This window comes from Micromonospora sp. NPDC057141 (genome assembly GCF_042670805.1).
GTDB lineage: Bacteria > Actinomycetota > Actinomycetes > Mycobacteriales > Micromonosporaceae > Micromonospora.
In genome coordinates this window covers 86,662-109,369 of sequence record NZ_JBHUVA010000006.1, presented here as the reverse complement: position 1 = coordinate 109,369, position 22,708 = coordinate 86,662, and the positions used below count along the sequence as shown (strand labels likewise).

25 protein-coding genes, 1 tRNA gene and 1 pseudogene are annotated in these 22,708 nt (G+C 73.0%); 15 read left to right on the top strand and 12 right to left on the bottom strand.

Annotated elements, in window-relative coordinates; translation table 11 throughout:
* Positions 1 to 226: 226 nt before the first annotated feature.
* A complete protein-coding gene (locus ACFT41_RS06750; protein WP_377586247.1) occupies positions 227 to 1,087 on the bottom strand; it encodes a hypothetical protein in 861 nt (286 codons plus the stop codon).
* A gap of 245 nt (positions 1,088 to 1,332) precedes the next feature.
* Between ACFT41_RS06750 and ACFT41_RS06745 the strand changes: the two genes are divergently transcribed.
* Together ACFT41_RS06745 and ACFT41_RS06740 are read left to right on the top strand one after the other, a co-directional pair.
* On the top strand, positions 1,333 to 2,598 hold the full coding sequence (locus tag ACFT41_RS06745; protein ID WP_377586245.1) for an aspartate kinase: 1,266 nt from the start codon (positions 1,333 to 1,335) through the stop codon (positions 2,596 to 2,598).
* Positions 2,599 to 2,602: 4 nt separating this feature from the next.
* Positions 2,603 to 3,664, top strand: coding sequence for an aspartate-semialdehyde dehydrogenase (locus ACFT41_RS06740; RefSeq protein WP_377586243.1), 1,062 nt, complete (start codon positions 2,603 to 2,605; stop codon positions 3,662 to 3,664).
* 51 nt (positions 3,665 to 3,715) lie between these two features.
* On the opposite strand, the gene ACFT41_RS06735 is transcribed toward ACFT41_RS06740, so the two are convergent.
* Positions 3,716 to 5,095 (bottom strand): diguanylate cyclase, encoded by a 1,380-nt coding sequence (locus tag ACFT41_RS06735; RefSeq protein WP_377586303.1) that lies wholly within the window; start codon positions 5,093 to 5,095, stop codon positions 3,716 to 3,718.
* A 240-nt stretch (positions 5,096 to 5,335) separates the two neighbouring features.
* Here ACFT41_RS06735 and ACFT41_RS06730 point away from each other — a divergent pair, with 240 nt between their 5' ends.
* The 6 genes from ACFT41_RS06730 (at position 5,336) to ACFT41_RS06705 (ending at position 9,336) form a co-directional block, all read left to right on the top strand.
* Positions 5,336 to 6,115 carry a phosphodiesterase gene (locus ACFT41_RS06730; protein WP_377586241.1) on the top strand — a complete coding sequence of 260 codons (780 nt, stop codon included), beginning with the start codon at positions 5,336 to 5,338 and terminating at the stop codon, positions 6,113 to 6,115.
* A gap of 393 nt (positions 6,116 to 6,508) precedes the next feature.
* Positions 6,509 to 6,967: a lamin tail domain-containing protein gene (locus tag ACFT41_RS06725; protein ID WP_377586239.1), complete on the top strand. Its 459-nt coding sequence runs from the start codon at positions 6,509 to 6,511 to the stop codon at positions 6,965 to 6,967.
* Positions 6,968 to 7,088: 121 nt separating this feature from the next.
* Positions 7,089 to 7,625 carry a hypothetical protein gene (locus tag ACFT41_RS06720; RefSeq protein ID WP_377586237.1) on the top strand — a complete coding sequence of 179 codons (537 nt, stop codon included), beginning with the start codon at positions 7,089 to 7,091 and terminating at the stop codon, positions 7,623 to 7,625.
* 9 nt (positions 7,626 to 7,634) lie between these two features.
* The gene (locus ACFT41_RS06715) at positions 7,635 to 8,135 is read left to right on the top strand and encodes a GNAT family N-acetyltransferase (RefSeq protein WP_377586235.1); all 501 of its coding nucleotides are present in this window, start codon (positions 7,635 to 7,637) and stop codon (positions 8,133 to 8,135) included.
* Positions 8,136 to 8,260: 125 nt separating this feature from the next.
* Entirely contained in the window at positions 8,261 to 8,920 is a 660-nt protein-coding gene (locus ACFT41_RS06710; RefSeq protein WP_377586233.1) for an HNH endonuclease family protein, read from the top strand.
* 203 nt (positions 8,921 to 9,123) lie between these two features.
* On the top strand, positions 9,124 to 9,336 hold the full coding sequence (locus tag ACFT41_RS06705) for a hypothetical protein (RefSeq protein ID WP_377586231.1): 213 nt from the start codon (positions 9,124 to 9,126) through the stop codon (positions 9,334 to 9,336).
* A gap of 74 nt (positions 9,337 to 9,410) precedes the next feature.
* On the opposite strand, the gene ACFT41_RS06700 is transcribed toward ACFT41_RS06705, so the two are convergent.
* The 6 genes and pseudogenes from ACFT41_RS06700 to ACFT41_RS06675 form a co-directional block, all read right to left on the bottom strand.
* Positions 9,411 to 9,650 carry a hypothetical protein gene (locus ACFT41_RS06700; protein WP_377586229.1) on the bottom strand — a complete coding sequence of 80 codons (240 nt, stop codon included), beginning with the start codon at positions 9,648 to 9,650 and terminating at the stop codon, positions 9,411 to 9,413.
* 2 nt (positions 9,651 to 9,652) lie between these two features.
* A complete protein-coding gene (locus tag ACFT41_RS06695) occupies positions 9,653 to 10,855 on the bottom strand; it encodes a helix-turn-helix domain-containing protein (RefSeq protein WP_377586227.1) in 1,203 nt (400 codons plus the stop codon).
* Positions 10,842 to 11,009, bottom strand: coding sequence for a hypothetical protein (locus tag ACFT41_RS06690; protein ID WP_377586225.1), 168 nt, complete (start codon positions 11,007 to 11,009; stop codon positions 10,842 to 10,844). Before ACFT41_RS06690 ends, ACFT41_RS06695 begins: the two co-directional genes overlap by 14 nt.
* A 140-nt stretch (positions 11,010 to 11,149) precedes the next feature.
* Positions 11,150 to 12,384: pseudogene (locus tag ACFT41_RS06685) on the bottom strand (helix-turn-helix domain-containing protein).
* A gap of 301 nt (positions 12,385 to 12,685) precedes the next feature.
* Positions 12,686 to 12,759 (bottom strand) — tRNA-Pro (locus ACFT41_RS06680).
* Positions 12,760 to 13,105: 346 nt separating this feature from the next.
* Positions 13,106 to 13,999, bottom strand: coding sequence for a metallophosphoesterase (locus tag ACFT41_RS06675; RefSeq protein WP_377586223.1), 894 nt, complete (start codon positions 13,997 to 13,999; stop codon positions 13,106 to 13,108).
* A 25-nt stretch (positions 14,000 to 14,024) separates the two neighbouring features.
* Here ACFT41_RS06675 and ACFT41_RS06670 point away from each other — a divergent pair, with 25 nt between their 5' ends.
* The 3 genes from ACFT41_RS06670 (at position 14,025) to ACFT41_RS06660 (ending at position 14,949) form a co-directional block, all read left to right on the top strand.
* Positions 14,025 to 14,480, top strand: coding sequence for a GatB/YqeY domain-containing protein (locus tag ACFT41_RS06670; RefSeq protein ID WP_377586221.1), 456 nt, complete (start codon positions 14,025 to 14,027; stop codon positions 14,478 to 14,480).
* An 80-nt stretch (positions 14,481 to 14,560) separates the two neighbouring features.
* Positions 14,561 to 14,701, top strand: a complete 141-nt coding sequence (locus ACFT41_RS06665) for a hypothetical protein (RefSeq protein WP_377586219.1) — start codon at positions 14,561 to 14,563, stop codon at positions 14,699 to 14,701.
* A complete protein-coding gene (locus ACFT41_RS06660) occupies positions 14,698 to 14,949 on the top strand; it encodes a hypothetical protein (protein ID WP_377586217.1) in 252 nt (83 codons plus the stop codon). The genes ACFT41_RS06665 and ACFT41_RS06660 overlap by 4 nt, the downstream gene beginning before the upstream one ends.
* A 92-nt stretch (positions 14,950 to 15,041) precedes the next feature.
* Here ACFT41_RS06660 and ACFT41_RS06655 read toward each other — a convergent pair whose 3' ends face one another.
* Positions 15,042 to 17,480, bottom strand: a complete 2,439-nt coding sequence (locus ACFT41_RS06655; protein WP_377584064.1) for a penicillin-binding protein — start codon at positions 17,478 to 17,480, stop codon at positions 15,042 to 15,044.
* A gap of 397 nt (positions 17,481 to 17,877) precedes the next feature.
* Here ACFT41_RS06655 and ACFT41_RS06650 point away from each other — a divergent pair, with 397 nt between their 5' ends.
* A complete protein-coding gene (locus ACFT41_RS06650) occupies positions 17,878 to 18,195 on the top strand; it encodes a WhiB family transcriptional regulator (RefSeq protein WP_074472222.1) in 318 nt (105 codons plus the stop codon).
* 38 nt (positions 18,196 to 18,233) lie between these two features.
* Here the strand turns inward: ACFT41_RS06650 and ACFT41_RS06645 are convergent, their stop codons facing one another.
* Genes ACFT41_RS06645 through ACFT41_RS06635 form a run of 3 tightly spaced genes read right to left on the bottom strand, consistent with a single transcriptional unit; the run spans position 18,234 to position 21,123 of the window.
* Entirely contained in the window at positions 18,234 to 19,385 is a 1,152-nt protein-coding gene (locus tag ACFT41_RS06645; protein WP_377584061.1) for an ArsA family ATPase, read from the bottom strand.
* 54 nt (positions 19,386 to 19,439) lie between these two features.
* A complete protein-coding gene (locus ACFT41_RS06640; RefSeq protein WP_377584059.1) occupies positions 19,440 to 20,417 on the bottom strand; it encodes an ArsA-related P-loop ATPase in 978 nt (325 codons plus the stop codon).
* A gap of 34 nt (positions 20,418 to 20,451) precedes the next feature.
* Positions 20,452 to 21,123: a hypothetical protein gene (locus ACFT41_RS06635; RefSeq protein ID WP_377584056.1), complete on the bottom strand. Its 672-nt coding sequence runs from the start codon at positions 21,121 to 21,123 to the stop codon at positions 20,452 to 20,454.
* A gap of 360 nt (positions 21,124 to 21,483) precedes the next feature.
* Here ACFT41_RS06635 and ACFT41_RS06630 point away from each other — a divergent pair, with 360 nt between their 5' ends.
* The 3 genes from ACFT41_RS06630 to ACFT41_RS06620 are packed head-to-tail and all read left to right on the top strand — an operon-like array spanning position 21,484 to position 22,639.
* Complete coding sequence (locus ACFT41_RS06630; RefSeq protein ID WP_377584053.1) at positions 21,484 to 21,972, top strand: hypothetical protein; 489 nt, start codon at positions 21,484 to 21,486, stop codon at positions 21,970 to 21,972.
* A 44-nt stretch (positions 21,973 to 22,016) separates the two neighbouring features.
* Positions 22,017 to 22,172, top strand: coding sequence for a hypothetical protein (locus ACFT41_RS06625; RefSeq protein WP_377584051.1), 156 nt, complete (start codon positions 22,017 to 22,019; stop codon positions 22,170 to 22,172).
* A gap of 5 nt (positions 22,173 to 22,177) precedes the next feature.
* Entirely contained in the window at positions 22,178 to 22,639 is a 462-nt protein-coding gene (locus ACFT41_RS06620; RefSeq protein ID WP_377584048.1) for a RidA family protein, read from the top strand.
* Positions 22,640 to 22,708 lie beyond the last annotated feature (69 nt).

Genomic DNA, 22,708 nt, shown 5'->3' with positions numbered 1-22,708 from the left:
GCGCGGGTGGCGGCGTCGCTCACGACGGTGTCGCTCGTGACGGAGGCGTCGGTGAGGTGGGCGCCGAGCGGCAGGCGGCGGCGTGCCGGGCCCACGGCTGGCTGTTGCCGGCAGGGGGCGCCCAGCGGGGTCAGGTCAGCCATGGATGAAGCGTCTCGTATCGGACCTATTTCCCGAGATGCGAGGTGGGGCGAGTGCGCCCATAGCCACCCGCAACGGACTTCGGTCAGGGCGTTGCCGTGGCCGTGGGAGTCGTCCCGTCCGGCTCCGGCGCGGCGACGCCGAGCGGCTCGCCGTCGGTCACCGGCCCGGGCAGCGCCACGGTGGCCGGGCCGGGCCCGGCCGGCCCGGCCAGGGTGAGCGTGCCGCCGGCGGTCCGCACGGCCGTCGGGGTGCCGTCCGGGGCGTAGCAGTAGATGCCGACGTCCAGCGGGGCGTTCAGCGAGGCCGAGGTCGTGTCGACCGAGTAGCAGGACCCGCTCGCCCCCTGCGGCGGCCGGGCGGGGGAGACCGCGAGCGGGGCCCGCCGGTCGGTGAGCACCTCCAGCCAGTCGGTGAACGGGTGCTGCACCCGGGGGTCGAGCCGGCGCGGGACGGTGTCCGCCGGGTCGCCGAGGCGTACGCAGCCCGCCGGCTCCGGGCGGCCGGCCGACGGCAGGCCGCACTGGTAGAGCCCGTCGGCGGTGGCGACGAGCGACACGTCGGCCGTCCCGCCCAGCGCGCCGCCCGGGACGTCCACCCGCCAGGTGCCGTCGCTGGCGCTGGTGACCACGACCGAGCGGTCGGAACCGTCGCCGTCGGCGAAGGTGTAGCGGGCGGTGAAGCTCCGGTCCTGGGCCGCCGCGGCCAGGGCGGCCAGCTCGTCCCGGGCGGCGTCGGCGACGGCGGGCGCGGGGTCGGCGGGCGTCGGCGGGGCCGGCGCGGGGGCCGGATCGTCGGCGCAGGCAGCGAGCAGGGCCGGCAGGAGAGCGAGCGCCGCGACGCCGGTCAGGCGCCTGGCCTCGAGGACGCCGGTCGGGCGCTTGGCCGGCAGGGCGGGCGCGAGGACGCCGGTCGGGCGCCGGGCCGCGCGGAGGTGGGCGTGCACCGGGTCATTCTGCGGTGCGCGGGCCGCGCCCGTGACCCCGGCGACGCCGTTCGGTGGGCGTGTCGCGTACCCCCTCGGCGGGCTGACCGGGGCGCGGCCGGGCCGGGCCGCGCGGGCCGGATGGTGGGATCACCTGACCCGGCCGTCCGGGCCGCCGGATACCCTGATGGGGTCTGACAAGCGCCGCCGGCTGGTTTCCGGGGGGCGCGACACGGTCAAGGGACGCGGGGAGGGAGTGCACCGTCGTGGCACTCGTGGTGCAGAAGTACGGCGGATCCTCCGTCGCCAACGCCGAGCGGATCAAGCGGGTGGCCGAACGCATCGTCGCCGCCCGCAAGGCAGGCGACGACGTGGTCGTGGTCGTCTCCGCGATGGGTGACACCACCGACGAACTGCTCGACCTGGCCAACCAGGTGAGCCCGCTGCCGCCGGGCCGCGAGCTGGACATGCTGCTCACCGCCGGGGAGCGGATCTCCATGGCGCTGCTCGCCATGGCGATCCACAACCTGGGGTACGAAGCGCGCTCGTTCACCGGCTCGCAGGCCGGCGTGATCACCACCTCCGTGCACGGCAAGGCGCGGATCATCGACGTCACCCCGGGGCGGCTCAAGGGCGCGCTCGACGAGGGCGCGGTGGTCATCGTCGCCGGCTTCCAGGGCGTCTCCCAGGACACCAAGGACGTCACCACGCTGGGCCGGGGCGGCTCGGACACCACGGCCGTGGCGCTCGCCGCCGCGCTGGGTGCCGACGTCTGCGAGATATACACCGACGTCGACGGCATCTTCACCGCCGACCCCCGGATCGTGCCGAACGCCCGGCACATCCGGCACGTCACCTACGAGGAGATGCTGGAGCTGGCCGCCTGCGGCGCGAAGGTGCTGCACCTGCGCAGCGTCGAGTACGCCCGGCGCGCGGGGTTGCCGATCCACGTCCGTTCGTCATACTCGACCAACACCGGCACGATGGTCACCGGATCGATGGAGGACCTTGCTGTGGAACAGGCACTGATCACCGGCGTCGCCCACGACCGCAGCGAGGCGAAGATCACGATCGTCGGGGTGCCGGACGAGCCGGGCGCCGCCGCGCGGATCTTCGACACCGTCGCCGGTGCCGAGATCAACATCGACATGATCGTGCAGAACGTCTCCACCGAGGGCACCGGCCGCACGGACATCTCGTTCACCCTGCCGAAGACCGACGGGCCGACCGCCATGGCCGCGCTCAGCAAGATCCAGGATCCGGTCAAGTTCAAGGGCCTGCTCTACGACGACCACGTCGGCAAGGTCTCGCTCATCGGCGCGGGGATGCGGTCGCACCCGGGCGTCGCGGCCGGCTTCTTCGCCGCCCTCGGCGCGGCCGGCGTCAACATCGAGATGATCTCCACCTCCGAGATCCGGGTCTCCGTGGTCTGCCGGGACACCGACCTCGACAAGGCCGTCCGGGCCATCCACGACGCCTTCGAGCTGGGCGGCGACACCGAAGCCGTCGTATACGCGGGGACCGGGCGGTAACGCCGTGCCGTCGCGGCCCACCCTTGCCGTGGTCGGGGCGACCGGTGCCGTCGGCACGGTGATGTGCGAGCTGTTGTCGTCGCGGCGCGACGTGTGGGGCGAGATCCGGCTGATCGCCTCCGAGCGGTCGGTCGGGCGGCGGGTGCGCTGCCGGGGCGAGGAGCTGACCGTCGGGGCGCTCACCCCGGAGGCGTTCGACGGCGTCGACGTGGCCATGTTCGACGTGCCCGACGAGGTTTCCGCCGAGTGGGCCCCGGTCGCGGTGTCCCGGGGCGCGGTGGCGGTCGACAACTCCGGCGCGTTCCGGACGGACCGCGACGTCCCGCTGGTCGTCCCCGAGATCAACCCCGAGCAGGTGCGCAACCGGCCGAGGGGGATCATCGCCAACGCCAACTGCACCACCCTCGCCATGATCGTGGCGATCGCCCCGCTGCACCGCGAGTACGGGCTGCGCGAGCTGGTCCTGGCCTCCTACCAGGCGGTCTCCGGGGCGGGCCAGGCCGGGGTGGACGCGCTGCACCTCCAGCTCGGCAAGATCGCCGGGGACCGGGTGCTCGGCTCCCGCCCCGGCGACGTGCGGCAGGCGGTCGGCGACGAGCTGGGGCCGTTCCCCGCCCCGCTGGCGCTCAACGTGGTGCCCTGGGCCGGCTCGCTCGCCGACGGCGGGTGGTCGTCCGAGGAGCTGAAGATGCGCAACGAGTCGCGCAAGATCCTCGGTCTGCCCGACCTGAAGGTCTCCGCGACCTGCGTACGGGTGCCGGTGGTGACCGGCCACTCGGTGGCCGTGCACGCCGTCTTCGCCACCGAGGTGGACGCGGAGGGCGCCCGGGAGGCCCTGCGCAACGCCCCCGGCGTGATCCTGGTCGACGATCCGGCCGCCGGGGAGTTCCCGATGCCGATCGACGCCGTGGGCACCGACCCGTCCTGGGTCGGCCGGATCCGTCGCGCCGTCGACGACCCGCGCGCCCTCGACCTCTTCGTCACCGGCGACAACCTGCGCAAGGGCGCGGCCCTGAACACGGCCCAGATCGCCGAGCTGCTGGCCAAGGAGCTGACCGCCCGCTGACGCCCTCCCCGTGGGGGCGGTCGCTCAGGCGGGGCCGGGAGCGGTGGACCCTCAGGCGGCGGCCAGGCGGACGCCGTCGCGCCCCTGGCGCTTGACCGCGTAGAGGGCCTGGTCGGCGCGGCGCAGGGTCTGCTCGGGCGACTCGCCCGGCCGGGGCAGGGCGACGCCGACGCTGATCGTGCGACCGGTGGACCGGGCCGCCTCGGCCAGCCGCTCGGCGATGCGCACCGCCTCCTCGGGGCGGTTCACCTCGATCACGGCGACGAACTCGTCCCCGCCGATCCGGTACAGCTCGTCGCCCTGGCGCAGCGCCGCCTCCAGCGCCCGGGCCAGCCCCACCAGCAGCCGGTCCCCGGCCTGGTGGCCGTACGTGTCGTTGACCGCCTTGAAGCCGTCCACGTCGATGGCCAGCAGCGCCGTACGACCCGGGGTGGCCCGCGCGATCCGCTGCCCGAACGGCTCGGTGTGCCGCAGCCCGGTCAGCGGGTCGGAGCTGGCCTGCTCGCGCAGCCGGGCCAGCGTGCGCAGCCGGTCCAGGCAGGTCCACGCCTGCCCGGCGAGCAGTTCCATCAGGTTGACCGTGGTGGGGTCGGGCCGCAGCAGCCGCTCGTCGGCGACCAGCAGCACCCCGCCGCCGTCGGGCGGCCCGACCGGCACCGCCACCAGGGTGCGCACCCCGGCGGCGGCGAGCGGCCGGTATTCCTGGGTGGGCGGGTGCCCCGCCTCGCCCAGGGTGTAGCCGGAGCCGTGCCCGTGGGCGCGGGCGACCATCCCGTGCAGGGCCGGCGCGCCCGCCTCGGTCAGCTCGGCCCGGATGCGGGACTCCAGCTCGCCCGGGGCGCCGGTGGGCGCGCCCAGCCGGGGGCCCGTCCCGCCGCCGGTCAGCAGCAGGACGGCCGCGGAGAGGGTGGAAACCTCCCGGGCCGCGCAGATGGCTGCCGTCATCAGGTCCCACTCGGTGGGGGCGGCGGTGAGCGCGGCGGCGTGCCGCAGCAGCTTCTCGCTGCGGGTCTCGGCGGGCGGGCCGCCCAGGGCGGTGATCCGGGCGCCGAGCCGGGCGGCGACACGTTCGGCGGTCTCCCGCCACGCGTCCAGCTCGACCGGGTCGGACCACTGGAGGTCGAGGACCCCGATCGGTCGGCCCGCCGGGTCGAGCACCGGCACGCAGACCTCGGTGGTCACGTCGGGGCGTACCGGGAGGTAGTCGGGGTCGGCGGTGACGTCTCCGACGGTGGCGGGCTCGCCGGAGGCGTAGACCCGGCCGACGACGCCGGCTTTCGGCGGGACGGTGGAGAAGACCTGCCAGGCGCCGGTGGCGGCCACGCAGCGGAGCCGGTCGTGCACCTGGAGCAGCACGGAGATGGTGGCCGGCGCGTACCGGGCCAGCGCGGCGACGGTCCACTGGCACGCCTCGACGGCGGTCGACGCCATCGGCAGGCGGACCGTGACGTCCCGGACGACCCGGTGGTGAGCTGCGCGCACGTGGTTCCTGACGGGGGAGGGAAGTGGCCCGACCAAGCGTACTCACCGCAGCTCAGCGGCCCGTTGCCAAGATCGTTTTCTTCGTACACATGTGCTATCCACAGGCTGTGGACGCCGGCTGTGGACGCGGGCCGTGGGCGGCGGGCGGCGGCGATAGCCTTGAGGCACCGGTCGACCTGGAGGCACGCGATGCTCATCGCCCAGCTCAGCGACACCCACCTCACCACCGGCCCGCTGGCCGCCGAGCCCGCCGCCGCGCTGCACCGGGCGCTCGGCCGGGTGCTCGGCCTGCGTCCCCGCCCCGACCACGTCGTCATCACCGGCGACCTCGCCGAGCACGGCAGCCCCGAGGAGTACGTCGCGCTGCGCGACCTGATCGCCCGGTTCCCCGTGCCGGTGCACCTGGTCGCCGGCAACCACGACGACCGCGAGTCGCTGCTCGACGTCTTCGGCGGCACGCCGCACCTCGGCGGCGGCTACCAGGCCCACTACGCCGTCGAGCAGCCCGGCGCGACCATCGTCGTGCTGGACTCCGCGACCCCCGGCGAGCCGGCCGGCCGGCTCGGCCCCGAGCAGCTCGCCTGGCTCGACGAGACGCTGGCCCGCCGGGCCGAGCTGCCCGCCGTCGTCTGCCTGCACCACCCGCCCGTCCCGGTGGGCCTGCCCTACCTCGACGGCATGCGCCTGCGCGACGGCGACGACCTGGCCAAGGTGGTGGCCGCGCACCCGCACGTCGTCCGGGTCGTCGCCGGGCACGTGCACCGCCCGATCACGGTCGGCTTCGCCGGCACGGTGCTGACCACCGCGCCGAGCACCTGGCGGCAGTCGTCGCTCACCCTCGACGAGGGCGACGAGATGGGGTACGCCCTCGAACCCACCGCCTTCCTGCTGCACCTCGTCGCCGACGCCGGCTGCGTCACGCACACCGTGCAGGTGAGCCACGCGGCGGCCCGCACCGGCGCGTTCTGACAGCCGCGTCTCCGGCCCACCGCCGTGAGCGAACCGCTCTGGTGCGTCGCGTACGGCTCGAACATGCACGCCGACCGGAGGGAACGCGCCGCCGTCGACTCGTTGGTGGCGGCCACGCTTGCCGGGTGATGGTCGCCCGCCCGGGACGTCGCCCGGCGCTGCCGTTCGCGTCGCGGCATGCCACCGTTCGCGCTGTGCCGTGCCACCGTTCGCGTTGCGCTGTGTCGCCGTTCGCGTCGGCCGGCGGTGCCGTTCGGCCGCGATCGGTGGGCCCTGCGGGTGTAGTTGCCGACGCGGGCCCGGAACCGTCCACAGTGGTCGTGCGACGCCGATAGCCTCTGCTCACGTTCCGCCGGCCACCGTCGAGGGCCGGCCGTCAGCATGTGGGGGATCGTGTTGAAGAAGAGGCTGACCGGCATCGCCGTGGCTCTCGCCGTCACCGTCGGTGGTTCGCTCACCCTGGCCGCGCCCGCGCAGGCCGCCACCCCGGCGATCCAGATCACCAAGGTCTACTACAACTCGCCGGGCACCGACAACCGGTCGAGCAGCAGCCTGAACGCCGAGTACGTGAAGCTGACCAACCGCAAGACCACGACCGTCAACCTCAAGTCGTGGACGCTGCGCGACAAGTCGAGCCACGTGTACACGTTCAGCGGTGACTTCAAGCTCGCCGCCGGGGCCAGCGTCACCATCCACACCGGCAAGGGCACCAACACCTCGACCAACCGGTACTGGGGGTCTGAGGCGTACATCTGGAACAACACCGGCGACGCCGCGTACGTGCGCGACACGGCCGGCAAGCAGATCGACTCCTGCTCGTGGGGGAGCAGCGGCAGCTACACCAACTGCTGACGCTGTCCGTTGGCCGGACGGCCCGGTCGTCCGGCCGGCAAGGCGAGGCGGCCGGCTCTCATGAGGGGGGAGCCGGCCGCCAACGTCAGACCCTCTTGGTGGGTCTGCCATCCTGGGGGCGATGACGACGACCTGGCGACACCTGCCCGCGCCGGCCCGCGAGATCGGCCGCGCGGCCACCGACGCCGTGGCGGCCGTCCGCGCCCGGGACCCCGAGGCGTACGACGAGGCGGTCGACCTGCTCGCCCGGGCGGACCGGTCCGGCTTGGTCCTCGGCGCGGTGGTCCGCCTGCTGCTGGAGGAGACCCACCCCGACGGGCTGGACGGTGACGACGTCCGGCAGGTGCTGGAGGCGTGCGTCCGGGGCGCGGCGACCTGGCGGCCGGACGTCGACCCGCACGTGGTGCTGGTGCTGCTGGCCGGCGCTCTCGGCGTGTACGACCCGGACGACGACCCCACCCCGCCCGACCCGGCCGCGCTGGCCCGGCACGCGCCGCTGCTCCTCGTCGACCTGCTGGCCGCGACGAACCGGCCGGCGACCGCGACGAACCGGCCTGCCAATGCGCCGGACCAGCCGCCGGCCGCGCCGGACCAGCCGCTCGACGGCCTGCTGACCGCCGCGTTCGCCGAGATCCGGCGCACCGAGCTGAACGACTGAGGCGTACGCGTGCTGCTCCGGGATGTCGACGACGGTGACGTCGACGCGTACCGCCGGATGCGCTGCGACCCGGTGATGATGGCCGACCTCGGCGGACCGATGCCGGAGGAGTCCCTGGCCGGTCAGGTCCGGCACGACCTGGACCTGGTGGCGCGCGGTGCCGGCCTGATCAGAATGATCGTGCCCGACCCGGCCGACCCGGCGGCGGTGGCCGGCACGGTGACCCTCCACCGGCACGAGATCGACGGCGCACCCGCCGCCGAGATCGGCTGGATGGTGCTGCCCGAACACCAGGGGCGGGGCGTGGCCGGGCGGGCGGTCCGGATGCTGCTCGACGAGGCCCGCCGGGCGGGCGGCTGGTCACCGGTGCACGCCTTTCCGGGAGTCGACAACGCGCCCTCGAACGGCCTCTGCCGGTCGCTCGGGTTCGTCCTGCTCGGGGAGCGGGAGACGCCGTTCCGGGGCCAAGTCTTCCGGACCCGGCACTGGATGCTCGACCTGCTTGCCTGAGGCGCGGCGGAGCCGCCTCGGGTGAGGGTTCGTGAAGCGTTCACCTGCGGGTTCTGGTTGTGGGAATGTCGCCTCTGTCTATATACAGGGGAGACGATGCATCCCGCCTACCCGGACGGAGCACCATGAACCGCACGCCGCGCGTGGCCGCGACCACCCTCGCCGCCACCCTCGCCGCCGCCATCGGCCTGGCCGATCCCGCCTGGGCCGCCAGCTACTCCGCGCCCCTGCAAACCGCCGTCGCGGCCCTGCCGGTGGCCACCGAGATCCGCACCGGCTACAGCCGGGACCTCTTCCCGCACTGGATCGACGCCGACGGTGACGGCTGCCACACCCGCAACGAGGTGCTGCTCGCCGAGGCGGTCTCCGCGCCCACGATCAGCGGCACCTGCACGCTCTCCGGCGGACGCTGGTACTCCTACTACGACAACGCCTACTGGACGGCCACCGGCGACGTCGACATCGACCACATGGTGCCGCTCGCCGAGGCGTGGGACTCCGGCGCCCGCAACTGGTCCACCAGCCGCCGCCAGGCGTACGCGAACGACCTCGACGACTCCCGCCCGCTGGTCGCGGTGACCGACAACGTCAACCAGTCCAAGGGCGACCAGGACCCGGCGACGTGGATGCCGTCGTACAGCTCCGCCCGCTGCCGCTACGTCAACGAGTGGGTGGCCACCAAGACCCGCTGGCGGCTCACCGTCGACACGGCCGAGAAGGACGCCCTGACGAGCTGGGCGAGCTCCTGCCCCAACGTCACCATCTCGGTCACGTACGCGTACTGAGCCGCCGTACGACCGCTCACGCCGGCCCGTCACCCGTGGCGGGCCGGCCCAGCCGGCGGTGACGACGCACCATCAGTGGCACCAGCACCGCCCGGGCCGAGCGCGGCCAGCACCACCCGTCAGGGCAGCGGACGCACGTACGGCAGCGCGGAGAAACGCCGGGGAGAGGCGCACGCTGGCGCGTAGAGCGTAGCGTCGATGGCATGAAGCCGGTGCTGGTGTCCCTCGCGGTTTTCGCCGTGCTGCTGATCGTGACCTTCGTTCTCGTCGGCTGGCGCGACCGGAGGCGGCTGTCCTCGCCCGAAGACTCGGCCGCGGCCCGCGAGGCCAAATTCACCCAGGAACGGTACGCGGCAGAGCGTCATGCCGTCCAGGGGGAGGCATGGCGGCGCGGGCCAGAGTCCTCTGGCGGCTGAGCGGGCCTCGCGTAAGCGCGCTCTCAGCGGGCAGTCGCAGCGGGACGGCCGGTCGGATCGGGTGTCATCCGAGGTCATCCGGTCTGCTGAGGGTCGTCCCGGTCCGGTGTGGCTGGCTGGGCTGCTGTATTCCGCTGCCGTACTTCCTCGGCGGTGTCGATGACGTTGCGGGCGGCTGCGGCCACGGTGCATCCCGACGTCCGGCAGATCGGGCAACGCCCGTCGGTGCCGGGTTGGTGGTGGCGGAGGATCTGGCGGGCGGTGAGGGTCAGCCGGTTGCGGATCTGGGCCAGGGACAGGAACGGCGCGGTCATGGTCAGGTCACCCCGAGGACGACGGCGAGTTGGATGATGGTGGCCGGGGCGTGTGGGTCGCGGGCGACCTGGGCGACGATCTTCCGGGCGGCGGGGCGGTGTCGTATCTCGGCCGGTGCTGTCCGGTCCGCCTCGACCAGGGCCCGCGCCGCGTTGGTGGGGTCGTCGGTATGGAGGTATGCGCGGGCGGCGTCGAGCAGGTGCGCGGCGCGGTGTTCGGCAGGTAGCCACCGCCATCCGTCCCGCTTGGTGGCCTTTCTGTGCCAGGCGACGGCTTCGTGGGCGTTGCCGAGGTCGAGAGCGGCGGCGACCCGGGCCAGGTCCACGGCGGTTGGCCCGAACGCGGTCCGGTGGTGGTCGTGGCCGTCGCCGACGCGGGCGGCCATGGCGGCAGCCTCGTCGATCAGGTCGGCGGCGGTGCGGTCGTCGCCGTGGCGGGCGGCGGCCAACGCGGCTTGGACGAGCAGCGTCCCGCACAGCGACAGCTCCGGCGGTGGCGCGTCGTCGGGGTCGGGCGGGGCGATCCGGTACGCGGCGGCCTGGGCCGTCGACACGGCTGCTCGTGTCCGCCCGCAGGCGCGGAGCGCCTGGCCGAGTTGCACGGTGGCGGCGGCCACCAGGACGGGATCGCCGGTGGCGGTGAGCATGGCCCGGTCGGCGGCCAGCCAGGCCAAGCCGGCCTCGCCCAGCTTCGTCAGCAGCGAAGCGGTCACCCGGTACGCCTCCACCAGCGTTGCCCGCGCCTGCTCAGGGTCGTCGGCGTGCGCGCGCTGCGCGCCGGCCAACAGCTCTGGGACCATCGCGGTCACCTGCGCGTACCGGGCATGCTGGAAACTGATCCACGCGTGGGCAGCAGCCCGCGCGAGTCGATCCGCCGGCACCACGGCACGGTTGGTCACCGAGTGACCCACCGCTATGTCGTACGTCGACAGGGCCTCCCGGACCTGTTCGACGCCCTCGACCCGCCCCGTCACGTCGGCGGGCCGGGTGTCCCGGCCGAGCAGCACCGCCGCGTCGATCCGTAGGACGGCGGCGATGTCGTGGAGGGTGGAGACCCTGTCGAGGGACCGGACGCCCCGCTCGACCTTGTCGACCCAGCTCTTGGACTTGCCCAGCCGATCGGCGAACACCTGCTGCGACAACTTCCGCCGCCCCCGCCAGTACGCCACCCGACGGCCGACCGGCAACAGCTCAAGGCTGTTCACGACGCCACCGCCGATCGGGCACCGCCCGGGTGGTCTCCTCGGCCGGTATCCGTTCCTGCTCGGCCTGCGCCAGGATCCGCCGTCGGGCGGCTTCCCGTTCCGCCTGCTGGATCTGCTCGCCCCTGCTGCCCTCGACCGGACCGGTGTCGCCCATTCCCCACCTCCGCTGGTAGGGGCGCGGCGGCGTGCTCGTGGAAGGACCGACACCACCGCGCCCGGCTCCAAGCGGGTCTCAGCGCTCTGGTGTGTCCGCGTCAATCCCGCTCTTGCTCACAGCATTGAGCGATCGGGCGGTTACTCAAAGGTGTTGGTTGTCCGCTGGGCGGGTCGGCTGTCCTCTGTCAGCCGGCGGGCCGGTACGCCTCGTACACCTCGCGCAGCACCGACGCCTCTGTCGCGTCGGTCTGCTCGACCCGCCGGAGCACCTCGTGAGCCCGCCACCAGTTCGACGGTGCCACCCGCCCGGAACGGATCGCCTCACCGGCGACCGCGCTGGCCTCGTCCGGCTGGTCGGCAGCTATCAAGGCCAGGGCCAGGTCAAGGCGGGCAGACGCGGACCGCCGTGGCCGGTCACCCCCGTCACCGCGCGGGTCCAACTCCGCCAACGCCACCCGGGCCACCTGCTCGGCAGCCGGGTCACCCGCCCACGACAGCGTCGTCGCCGTGTACGCCAGCGCCTTCGTCGGGTCGTACCGGTAGTGATGCTCGGCCCGCTCCGGCACCGGCAGGTTCGCGGTCAACCGCTCCAGGCGGTCCAGCCCGTCACGGGTCCGCCGCACGTCACCCACCCGCGCCCACCCCCGCGCCTCCTGCGCCGTCGCCTGGATGTGCGCCGAACTGCCCCGAGGTGCCACCCGCTGGGCCTGCTGAGACAGGTCGATCGCCTGCCGGTGCTCACCCTGGGTGAGACGGTCCCACGCCCGGGTCTCCAGACACCACGCCTGGATCTCCGCATGTTCGGCATGTTCGGCGAGCGCCGCTGCGGCGACCAGGTGTGTGTCGGCTGCGGAACGCTGCTGAAGGTCGATGTGCACCGTCGCCCGCAGCACGGTCAACCAGCCGCCGGCAACGATCAGACGCCGCCGCTGCGCCAGGGTCCCCCGGCCGTCGAGCAGCCGACCCACGTACGCCAGGTACCTGCGCACCATCGGCAGCAACTCCACCGGCGGGGTCGTCGCGTACGCGCTCGCCAGGTCGTCGACGCTCGCCTCGATGCGGGCGAGCGTTTCGGCGCTCACATCGCTGGCCCGCACCCGAGCGAGCAGATCGTCGGCCTCGGCATCATGGTCGACAGGCTGACCAACAAGCCGCGCGAGCACACCGCCGGCCTGAAGAACCTCATCGAGATGTTGGGCCGTCTCGGGCGTCGGAGCCTTGGCACCCGTCTCCAGATCATGCAGGTGGCTCTTGCCCCGGTGCGCGAGCTGCCCGAGCGCCCGCAGCGACAGACCCCGGCCGGCACGCAGCGCCCGCAAGCGAGCCCCGAAACGCGGATCGACGTGCGACACAACGGCGCTCCCAGCCGGAATGACGAACCCGCTCAGCTTTCGTCAGCGGACAACCACTACTGACGGTACATCGATGACTGATTGAAGGTAACGGCCGCCGCTCGCGGACCACGGCACCCGCCTCGAACGCGTGCGTGTACCGATCGAGCGTGGTCGAGATCTGGACCGGGTCCGAGAGTCCTTCGCTGACTTTCCGCTGACGATCGAGCGGAACGAAGCCGAGGAAGGCTAGAGGCGATCGAGGTGGATCGCTGAAGCGGGGTGTTAGCAATGCAGTATCGGGCCAGGTGAGATGCTGTCTCACCTGGCCCGATTCCCTCGGTCGGGGTGGCCGGATTCGAACCGACGACCTCTTCGTCCCGAACGAAGCGCGCTACCAAGCTGCGCCACACCCCGAGGCGTGCGGACAAATACTAGCCCACCCGCCCCGATGGTCAAACTCGGTACCCCCACCTCTCGCGCCGCCCGCCGGGAGCCCCACCGGTAGCCCTCCACCGACCCCGGGACGAGCCCGACCGCAGGGCCGGTGACCAGCCGCGCTATCCGACCCCGCCGCCGGGGCCGCCCTGAGAGACCCCGTTCCGATACCAAGGGTCGGGAGCGGTAGCGCGAACGGGGCAGCTCCCTAGGCGGCGTACATCACATCGTCGGCCCGCCGAACGCGGGCCGCAGCCCGGCCGCGGCCCCCGACCGCCCCAGACCGAGGCCCGGGGCCCGAAGCCGGGGCCCGAAGCCACGAGCGTCAGCGGGGGATCAGGGTGAGGATGCTCGCCTCGGGCCGGCAGGCGAACCGGACCGGCGCGGTCGGGTGGGTGCCCAGGCCGGCCGAGACGTGCAGCCAGGCGTCCGAGCCCGGCCAGCGGTGCAGGCCCTTCGCCATCGACCGGGGCAGCCCGCAGTTGGTCACCAGCGCCCCGAAGCCCGGCACGCAGACCTGCCCGCCGTGGGTGTGACCGGCCAGCAGCAGGTCGAAGCCGTCGGCGGCCATCTGGTCGAGCACGGCCGGCTCGGGGGAGTGGGACAGCGCGATCGACAGCTCCGCCGACGCGGAGACGGGGCCGGCCACGGCCGGGTAGTCGTCCCGCGCGATGTGCGGGTCGTCGACGCCGACCAGCTCGATCGGTCGCCCGCCCGCCTTGAGCGTAGTCCGGGCGTTGTTCAGGTCCGCCCAGCCGGCACCGGCGAAGACGTCGCGCAGCTCGTCGTACGGCAGCTCGGCGCCCGCGCTGTACTCCCGCTCGGGCAGGAAGTAGCTGAACGGGTTCTTCAGCACCGGCCCGGTGTAGTCGTTCGAGCCGAACACGAAGGCCCCGGGGAAGTCCAGCAGCGGCTGGAGGGCGCGCAGCACGCCGGGTACCGCGCCCGGGTGGGCCATGTTGTCGCCGGTGACCACGACCAGGTCCGGGTCGAGCGCCGCCAGCGAAGCCACCCAGTCCTGCTTGCGCCGCTGCTCGGGCATCATGTGCAGGTCCGACAGGTGCAGCACGCGCAGCGGCTCGGTGTCGGCCGGCAGCACCGGCACGTCGAACCGGCGCAGGGTGAACAGGTTGCGCTCGACGAGTGACGCGTATGCCAGGGTTGCCGCTCCGGCCGCGATGGTGCCCGCGCCGAGTCGGAATAGTGTGCGCTTTCGCATGCCGTTCAGGGTAGTTTCACCGTCCATGAGCACGCTGAAGGACCGCCTCACCGCCGACATGCGCGCCGCCCTGAAGGCGCGCGACGAGCTGACCACCTCCACCCTGCGGATGGCCCTGGCGGCCGTCGGCACGGCCGAGGTCGCCGGCAAGGCCAAGCGCGAGCTCACCGACGACGAGGTGCTCGCGGTGCTGACCAAGGAGGCGAAGAAGCGGCGCGAGGCCGCCACCGCCTTCGCTGACGCCGGGCGCGCCGAGCAGGCCGCGAAGGAGACCGCCGAGGGTGAGGTGCTGGACCGGTACCTGCCGAAGCAGCTCCCCGACGGCGAGCTGGCCGAGCTGGTCGCGGAGGCGCTCGCCGCCGGTGGGTTCACCGGCAAGGCGCAGATGGGCCCGGCGATGAAGGCGGCCCAGGCCGCGGTGGCCGGCCGGGCCGAGGGGGGCCGGGTGGCCACCGAGGTACGCCGCCAACTCGGCCTCTGACGCGGGTGCCGGCGAGCGGGGAAGCCGGTGAGGCGGGTCGTCCGACCTGTTGGCGGCGGCGTCTGACGCGCCTGGCTGTCGTGGGCGCATCCGGCGACGAGCCGACGGTGATGACGTCGTACCTGACCGAACTCGGTGTGGACCCCCGGCGCGTGGTGGCCGACCCCTTCGGCCTGGACACCTACGACAGCTGCGCCCGGGCGCGTCAGGTGTACGGGTGACCCGGGCGCTGATCGTCACCCAGTCCTACCACCTGTCGCGGGCGGTGACGCTGTGCCGCAGCCTCGGCGTCGACGTCGACGGGGTGGCCGCCCGGTGTGCGGGCTGCCCGGCGGCCCTGCTCGCCGAGAAGGCGGTCCGCGACTACTTCGCCAGCGGGAAGGCGTCGTGGGACGCGGTCAGCGGGCGGCCGTCGGCGGTCCGCTCGCCCGTCGACCCCGCCGTCCGGGACGCGCTGGCGATCGGCTGACCGGTCCCGGCGACCGGGGCCACGAAGACGGGCGGGCACCCCGACCAGGGGTGCCCGCCCGTCGCGTTGTCACACGCGTGGGGTGCGGCCGGTCAGCCGTTGCGACCCGGTCGGCCGCCCTGGCCGGGTGGGCTACTCGGGCTGGTGCCGCCGTTGGCCGGCGGGGTGTCCGTGTTGCCGCTGCCGCTGCTGACCTCGATGACCACCACGCCGCCCTTGATGGTGCGCCCGTTCGGGCTGGTGCCGGCGGCCTTGCCGGCCGCGCAGCTCGACGGCACCCGGGCCGAGGAGACCACCGGGTCGAAGCCGGCGCCCCGCAGCCGGTCCTTCGCGGTCTCGACGTCCACGCACTTCACGTCGGGGATCGAGCGCTGGTCACCCTCCATGATCTTGCCGCTGGGCGGGGTGAACTCGATGCCCTTCTTGCCCTTCATGGCGTCGCGCAGCGTCTCGTACACCGGGGGGTTGATGCCCGTCGGGGTGTCGTGGCCCATCTGCTGGTTGGTCTGCGGCCAGTCCGGGTCGGCCATGATGCCGGCGACCGAATATTGCTTGGTCATCGCGACCAGCGACGAGGTCTTCTCCGAGTCGGTGGTGCCGGACTTGCCGGCCACCGGCTTGCCGACGATGCCGCGCACGTTGGGGGCGGTGGCGCCGGTGCAGCGGGAGGTGGACGACCGGTCGCCGACCGGGCAGCGGGCCGCGTCGACGGCCGCGCGGGCGACGTCGGTGCTGATCCGCTGCTCGCAGCGCGGGTTGGCGATGTCCAGCTTCTTGCCGTCCGGGCCCTTGATCTCCTGCACCGGGATCGGCTCGCAGTATTTTCCGTCGGCCGCGAGGGTCGCGTACGCGTTGGCCAGGTCCAGCGGGGTGGTGGCCGAGACGCCGAGGGTGAACGCGCCCCACTGGTGCGCCGCCTCCTTGTTGTTGGCGAAGTCCGCGTCCTCGCTGGAGCGGAACTGGATGCCCAGCTTCTGCGCAGCCTTCACCACGTTCTCCGCGCCGACCTGCTGCTGGAGCGGGACGAAGAAGGTGTTCACCGAGCGGCCGAACGCGCTCCACATGTTGTGTACGCCGGCCATCGACTCGCTGGCGTTGGTCGGGCAGTAGAAGTGGCCCTGGCAGGCCGCAGGGCTGCTGCTGTCGATGATGTATTCCGACTTGAACTGCTTCGGCGAGTTGATCGTGTAGCTGAGCGGGACGCCCTTCTCCAGCGCGGCCACGATCGAGAAGATCTTGAAGGTCGAGCCGGCCTGGTAGCCCTTGATGTCGCCGCCGCCGGTGAGCAGCGGGTTCACCGTGTTGGGGTAGTTGCCCCGGATGCCCTTGCTGCGCTTGCGCGGGTCGGTGCTCAGCTTGTTCTGCGGCTTCTTCGGGTCGTCGATCTTGAAGTTGCGGTTCACCGAGAGCGCGCGGACCCGGCCGGTGCCCGGCTCGACGACCGCGACCATCCGGGCCGCCTTGCTGTTGACGCCCAGGTTCTTGCGGACCGCCTTGTCGGCGCCGTTCTGCGCCTGCACGTCGAGGCTGGTGACGATCGTGTAGCCGCCGCTCTTGAGCCGCCGCTCCCGGTCGTACGAGGTCGAGCCGAACGTCTCCTGCTGCATCCACCAGCGGTAGAAGTAGTCGCAGAAGAAGCCCCACTCCTTCTTGTTGGTGGCGACGCAGCCGTTCGGGGTGGTCTTGTCCTTGATCACCATCTTGGTGGCCTTGGCCGCCTCGCCCTCCTCCTTGGTGATCGCACCGGTCTTGACCATGTTGTCGATGACGTAGTTGCGCCGGTCCAGGGCGAGCGGGTACCCGGTTTTGGTGGTCGGGTCGTTCGTGCTCGGGGCCTTCACCATGCCGGCGAGCATGGCCGCTTCCTCGATCTTGAGCTTGCTCGGCGGCTTGCCGAAGTAGACCTGGCTGGCGGCGTAGATCCCGTACGCGCCGTTGCCGAAGGAGGCGAGGTTCAGGTAACGGGTGAGGATCTCGTCCTTGGAGAACTCCTTGTCGACCTGGAGGGCCAGCCGCATCTCGCGCAGCTTGCGGGCGCTGGTGTCCTCGGTCGCGGCGACGACGTCGGCCGGGTGGGTGGCCGAGTAGGCGATGGCCAGCCGGACGTACTGCATCGTCAGCGTCGACGCGCCCTGCTGGGAGCTCGCGCCGGACTGGTTGTTGACGAACGCCCGGGCGATGCCGTTGAGGTCGACGCCGTTGTGCTTGTAGAAGTCGTGGTCCTCGGCGGCGATGATCGCCTTCGGCATGTACGGCCCGATGTCCGTGAACTTCACGTCGCGCCGGTTCTCGTCGTACATGGTCGCGAGCGGTGTCTTGGCGTCGGAGGCGAGCAGGTAGCTGATCTGGGGCGCCTGGCCCACCAGCAGCTCCTTGGGCAACGCCCCGAAGGTCTCCGCGCCGGCCTTTGCGGCCAGCCCGGACATCGCCACCGCGGGGAAGGCCGCCGCCGCGACCACCACGCCGGCCAACAGGCCACAGACGAGCAGCGATGCGGTGTTGGTCAGCACATTATGGTCACGTTTCCGCATCCAGGTCACCTCGACAGGGTACGCGAGTAGGGAACGAGGGGCGCTGGGGCGTCTTTTCCCCATTTCCTGCGCGCGCCGACCTCGTTGTGCTAAACGCACGAGCCCTGGTGCGGGGTTGCGCGGATCCGCCACAAGTCTCCACCGATCGGAGGAGCGGCGCAGCGTTTTCACGTACTGCGGCCGGGTAGACGGGGGCCGAAGGCCCGGGAAGCCGGGGATGTCCGTAATGATGGATTTTGCCGACAACGTTGCGTAATCAGTCGACTACGGAGCATGATGGTGGCGGCGACAGCCACACGTCGTCCGTGCCGCCCTGGGGAGGCCGGGCGGACGACCGGGGGGATTCGACGGCTGGTCGCGCGACGTCGGTAGGTACTGCAAGGGGGGACGTGTACACATGGGCATGATCACTGACTGGCCGTCACTGGCGGCGTGTCAGAACGGGGACCCGGACGCGCTGTTCGTACAGGGCGCTGAACAGAACGTGGCGAAGCGGATCTGCCGGAGCTGCCCAGTTCGCTACGAGTGCCTGGCCGACGCGCTCGACAACCGGATCGAGTTCGGGGTCTGGGGCGGCATGACCGAGCGGGAACGCCGGGCCCTGCTGCGCCGGCACCCCCAGGTCGCCAGCTGGCGGAAGATGTTCGAGGCGGCCATGAAGAAGAACGCGAAGGACCGCTCCGGCAAGGACAAGGTCCTCGTCCCGACCGGCTGACGGCCGGCCAGGTCACGGCCGGCCGATCGTGGTTCGGCTCACGGCCGGCTGATCGCCGCGCCGATCGTCCGCAGCCCGTCGACGTCGTGCACGTCGGCGGGCTGCGCCGGCACCGACACCGCCGGCACCTGCGGGAACGCCTCCGTGAACCGGGCCGCCACCCGCTGCTCGCGCAGCGCCTGCTGGGCCAGCGCGGCGTGCGCCCGCAGCACGTCGACCGTGCCGTCGTGCCCGCCGGCCTCGGCCAGCCGCTGCGCGGCGGCCAGGCACGCCTCGGCGTCCAGCGCCGGCGCCGCCGGCCGGTGCACCCGGTTGAGCACCAGCCCCGCCAGCGGCATCCGCTCGGAGCGCAGCCGCCCGGCGAAGTATGCCGCCTCCCGGACCGCGTCGGGCTCCGGGGCCGCGACCAGCAGGAACGCCGTCTCCCGCGCCTGGAGGATCCGGTACGTCTGCTCGGCCCGCTGCCGGAAGCCGCCGAACATCGAGTCCAGCGCCGCCACGAAGCCGGACAGGTCGGTGAGCAGCTGCGCGCCGAGCACCTTCTGCACCACCTTCGAGAACATCCCGAAGCTCGCGGTGACGAGGCTGAACATGCTGCGGCCCCCGCTGCGCGCCGGGGCCAGCAGCAGCCGCAGCATCCGGCCGTCGAGGAACCGGGAGAGCCGGGCCGGGGCGTCCAGGAAGTCGAGCGCCGAGCGGGACGGCGGGGTGTCCACCACGATCAGGTCCCACTCGCCCCGGGCGTGCAGCTGGCCGAGCTTCTCCATCGCCATGTATTCCTGCGTGCCGGCGAACGTCGAGCTCATGGCCTGGTAGAACGGGTTGGCGAAGATCTCCTTCGCCGTGGCCGGGTCGGTGTGCTGGAGCACCACGTCGTCGAACGTGCGCTTCATGTCCAGCATCATGGCGTGCAGCTCGCCGCCGCTGGCCTCGACGTCGATGCCCTTGACCTGGCGGGGCGTGTTGTCCAGCTCGGTCAGGCCCAGCGACTGGGCCAGCCGGCGGGCCGGGTCGATGGTGAGCACCACCGTGCGCCGGCCGTGCTGCTCGGCGGCACGCAACGCGAGCGCGGCGGCGGTGGTCGTCTTGCCCACCCCGCCCGCCCCGCAGCACACCACGATCCGCACGCCCGGGTCGGCGAGGATCTGGTCGACGTCCAGCTGCGGCGCCGCGTCTTCGGAAGGCACCAATCGAGCGTATCGGGCTCCGGGCGGTCTCCGCGCCGTGCCGGCCGCCAGTGTGAGTCAATCCGCCCGGACGAGCGCCCGGGACAGCCCATCCAGCCCGGCCCGGTCCACCCCGTCGGGCAACAGCGGCAGCTCGATCATCCGTTGCCCCAGCTCGGCCAGGTCACCGCGCAGCGAGTCCTCCAACTCCCGGCGGATCCGCTGGTCCCGGGCCTCGGCGGCGAGCCCGGCGACGGTGTCCCGGTCGGCCGGCAGCCCGCCGGCGAGCAGTCCGCGCCGCAGCTCGGCGGCGGTCACCGGCCGGCCGGCGGGCAGCGGCGGTCGGGCGGCGTTGACGATCACCCGCCCCACCGGGAAGCCGAGCCGGGTCAGCTCGGCGATGGCGTCCACCGTCTCCTGGACCGGCATCTCCTCCAGCAGCGTCACCACGTGCACCGCGGTCATCGGGGAGCGCAGCAGCGCGGCGACCCCCTCGCTCTGGGTCTTGATCGGGCCGACCTTGGCCAGCCGGGCCGTCTCCGCCGTGACGTTGAGGAACCGGCCGATCCGCCCGGTCGGCGGCGCGTCCAGCACCACCGCGTCGTACGCCCGGCGCTGGCCCGCGCTGCGGGTCGTCGCCTCCTTGACCTTGCCGGTGAGCAGCACGTCCCGCAGGCCGGGGGCGATGGTGGTGGCGAAGTCGATCGCGCCGAGCTTGCGCAGCGCCCGGCCGGCGGCACCGAGCTTGTAGAACATGTCGAGGTATTCCAGCAGGGCCTCCTCGGCGTCCACCGCGAGGGCCCGCACCTCCCCGCCGCCCGGGGCGTCGGTGAGGTGCCGCTCGGCGTACGGCAGCGGGTCGGTGCCGAAGAGCTGGGCGATGCCCTGCCGCCCCTCGACCTCGACCAGCAGGGTGCGCCGGCCGTCGGAGGCCAGCGCCAGCGCCAGCGCCGCCGCCACGCTGGTCTTGCCGGTGCCACCCTTGCCGGTCACCACGTGGAGGCGCGCCGGCCACTGCGTGGAGGCCGGGTCGGCCGGCCGCTCAGCTGCTCGCACCCGTCGAGCCTATCCACCCGGCCGCGTCGCCCGGTCAGGCGATCTCGCAGACCCACCAGCCGGTCTTCTGCACCACGGTGAAGCGGAGGTCCTGGTCGGCGACCTTCTCGTCGGAGGTCGTCATGGTCACCCTGGTGGTGACGGTGGCCCGGTCACCGGTCTGGTTGTCCACCTTCGGGCCGGTCCACCGGAACCGGGCGTCTTCGTACTGCTCGGCGTACCGCTTCAGCTCCGTGACCTTCGCGGTGATCTTCCGGTCGTCGCGGGCGGCGGCGCAGACGTAGCCGGCGGCCTTGCGGGCGTCCCGCTCCCGGTAGACGGCGGTGAGGAAGTTCTCCACCGCCGCCGTCGGCTCCTTCGCGCCCTCACCGTTCTCGGCGCTGCGCAGGGTGAAGAACGCGGCGGCGCCGCCACCACCGCAGAGCAGCAGCGCGAGGACCGCCACGATGGAGGCGACGACCACGCCCCGTCGCTGCTTCGGCGCGACCGGGGCGTGGTACGGCGGGTAACCCGGTGGGGGCGGCGGAAGCGGGCCGGCGCCCGGGTTCGGCGGGCCGCCGAACGGAGCGGGGCCGGCCGGCGAGCCGAACGGGCCGGCGCCGGGCGGGGCGGGGGAGACCGGCCCGGCGGGTGGGCCGGGCGTGTGGTCGCCGGAGGGCGGACCGCTGGGCGATCCGGTGGCGCCGCCGTTGGGCGGTTGGGTCATGTCGGTCCCCCGGGGGTGCGGCGCGTCGTCGTCCCGGCGGGACGCGAGCGCTGGACGAGCGAAGGCGAGTGCGGAGGCGGCCGGGCTGCGTGGCCCGTCCGACGGGAAGGGTAGCGGTGAACCCGGCCCAGGGTGGGGCCCCGGGCGGTCCGACCGGCACGAGGATCACGGAAGCGCCTCCGCCGCCATCCGGTACCGGACCGCGATCTGTCGCATATGTGACTTTCGGTATCTGGGTATGCGCGCCCCGTTGTCCCTGTCCGAAATCGGCCCTACGTTCGTGCCGACGCGGGGGCGGATCGGCGGAAGGCCCGAGCCGGATGGTGACGACGTGATCAGGTGCGAGGCCCGGAGGCAGTAATGCGCGACACGGACAACATCTCCCGAGCCCAGTTCCCGCCGCCGGCCGGTTGCGCCCGGCGAACCGGGACCGGCCCCACCGGCGAGGAGGGGCCGGTCACCGGCCCGCCGTTCAACGAGCGCTCCTACCGGCGGCTCACCGACCCCGGGGAGATGCTGCGCACGCTCAGCCGGCCAGCCGAGCGCCCCCGCGACGAGGAGGAGACCGGGTACGTCATCCACCTGCCGATCCGGGTGGCCGACCTGGCGACGGCGACCGCTCTGGCCGGCCGGGTGGCGGTCTCGCTCGGCTTCCTGCCCGAGCTGGACGCGGGGGAGACCACCGTCTCGACGGCAGACGACCAGAACAACCGGCACCGGGTCTTCTGCGACCTGCTGCTGCCGGACCGGTCGCGCTGCCCCCAGCGGTACGACCACGAGGGCCCCTGCGGCGAGCCGCCCGCCGCCCCGGAGCAGCGTCCCGCGCCGGGGGGTCCCGCCGGATCGTAGGCTGGGGCCGAAACAGTCACCACCTCCTAGGGAGCCCCGCACCGATGCAGAAGTGGGAATACTCGACCGTCCCGCTGCTGGTCCACGCGACCAAGCAGATCCTCGACAACTGGGGTGAGGACGGCTGGGAACTCGTCGCCGTGGTCCCCGGCCCCAACCCGGAGCAGCTCGTCGCGTATCTCAAGCGGCCGAAGGCGTGAGCGGCGTGGGCAACGGGCCGCACGCGAAGCTCGCCGAGCTCGGGCTGACGCTGCCCGAGGTGGTGCCCCCGGTGGCCAGCTACGTGCCGGCCGTGCAGTCCGGGCAGCACGTCTTCGTCTCCGGGCAGCTCCCGATGGCCGAGGGCAAGCTGCTGGCCACCGGCAAGGTCGGGGCGGGGGTCTCCGCCGAGCAGGCCAAGGACCTGGCGCAGCGGTGCGCGCTGAACGGCCTCGCCGCCGTCGACGCGCTGGTCGGCCTGGAGAACGTGGTCAAGATCGTCAAGGTGACCGGCTTCGTGGCCAGCGCGCCCGGCTTCACCGGCCAGCCGGGCGTGATCAACGGCGCGTCCGACCTGTTCGGCGCGGTCTTCGGAGAGGCGGGCCGCCACGCCCGTTCCGCGGTGGGCGTCTCGGAACTCCCCCTCGACGCCCCGGTAGAGGTCGAACTGGTCGTCGAGGTCTCCTGACCGCCACTCGCGCCGCGGTCTTGCACTTCGGGCCCGGGCGAAAGCCGCGTACGGGCACAAATCCCGGGC

Coding starts and splice junctions, on each gene's coding strand:
- ACFT41_RS06735 (WP_377586303.1), bottom strand. CDS start 5,095: ATGGCGTCGACCGCCGTCGAGGCGTGCCAGTGGACCGTCGCCGCGCTG.
- ACFT41_RS06730 (WP_377586241.1), top strand. CDS start 5,336: ATGCTCATCGCCCAGCTCAGCGACACCCACCTCACCACCGGCCCGCTG.
- ACFT41_RS06720 (WP_377586237.1), top strand. CDS start 7,089: ATGACGACGACCTGGCGACACCTGCCCGCGCCGGCCCGCGAGATCGGC.
- ACFT41_RS06710 (WP_377586233.1), top strand. CDS start 8,261: ATGAACCGCACGCCGCGCGTGGCCGCGACCACCCTCGCCGCCACCCTC.
- ACFT41_RS06705 (WP_377586231.1), top strand. CDS start 9,124: ATGAAGCCGGTGCTGGTGTCCCTCGCGGTTTTCGCCGTGCTGCTGATC.
- ACFT41_RS06700 (WP_377586229.1), bottom strand. CDS start 9,650: ATGACCGCGCCGTTCCTGTCCCTGGCCCAGATCCGCAACCGGCTGACC.
- ACFT41_RS06690 (WP_377586225.1), bottom strand. CDS start 11,009: ATGGGCGACACCGGTCCGGTCGAGGGCAGCAGGGGCGAGCAGATCCAG.
- ACFT41_RS06675 (WP_377586223.1), bottom strand. CDS start 13,999: ATGCGAAAGCGCACACTATTCCGACTCGGCGCGGGCACCATCGCGGCC.
- ACFT41_RS06670 (WP_377586221.1), top strand. CDS start 14,025: ATGAGCACGCTGAAGGACCGCCTCACCGCCGACATGCGCGCCGCCCTG.
- ACFT41_RS06655 (WP_377584064.1), bottom strand. CDS start 17,480: ATGCGGAAACGTGACCATAATGTGCTGACCAACACCGCATCGCTGCTC.
- ACFT41_RS06650 (WP_074472222.1), top strand. CDS start 17,878: ATGGGCATGATCACTGACTGGCCGTCACTGGCGGCGTGTCAGAACGGG.
- ACFT41_RS06635 (WP_377584056.1), bottom strand. CDS start 21,123: ATGACCCAACCGCCCAACGGCGGCGCCACCGGATCGCCCAGCGGTCCG.
- ACFT41_RS06630 (WP_377584053.1), top strand. CDS start 21,484: ATGCGCGACACGGACAACATCTCCCGAGCCCAGTTCCCGCCGCCGGCC.
- ACFT41_RS06625 (WP_377584051.1), top strand. CDS start 22,017: ATGCAGAAGTGGGAATACTCGACCGTCCCGCTGCTGGTCCACGCGACC.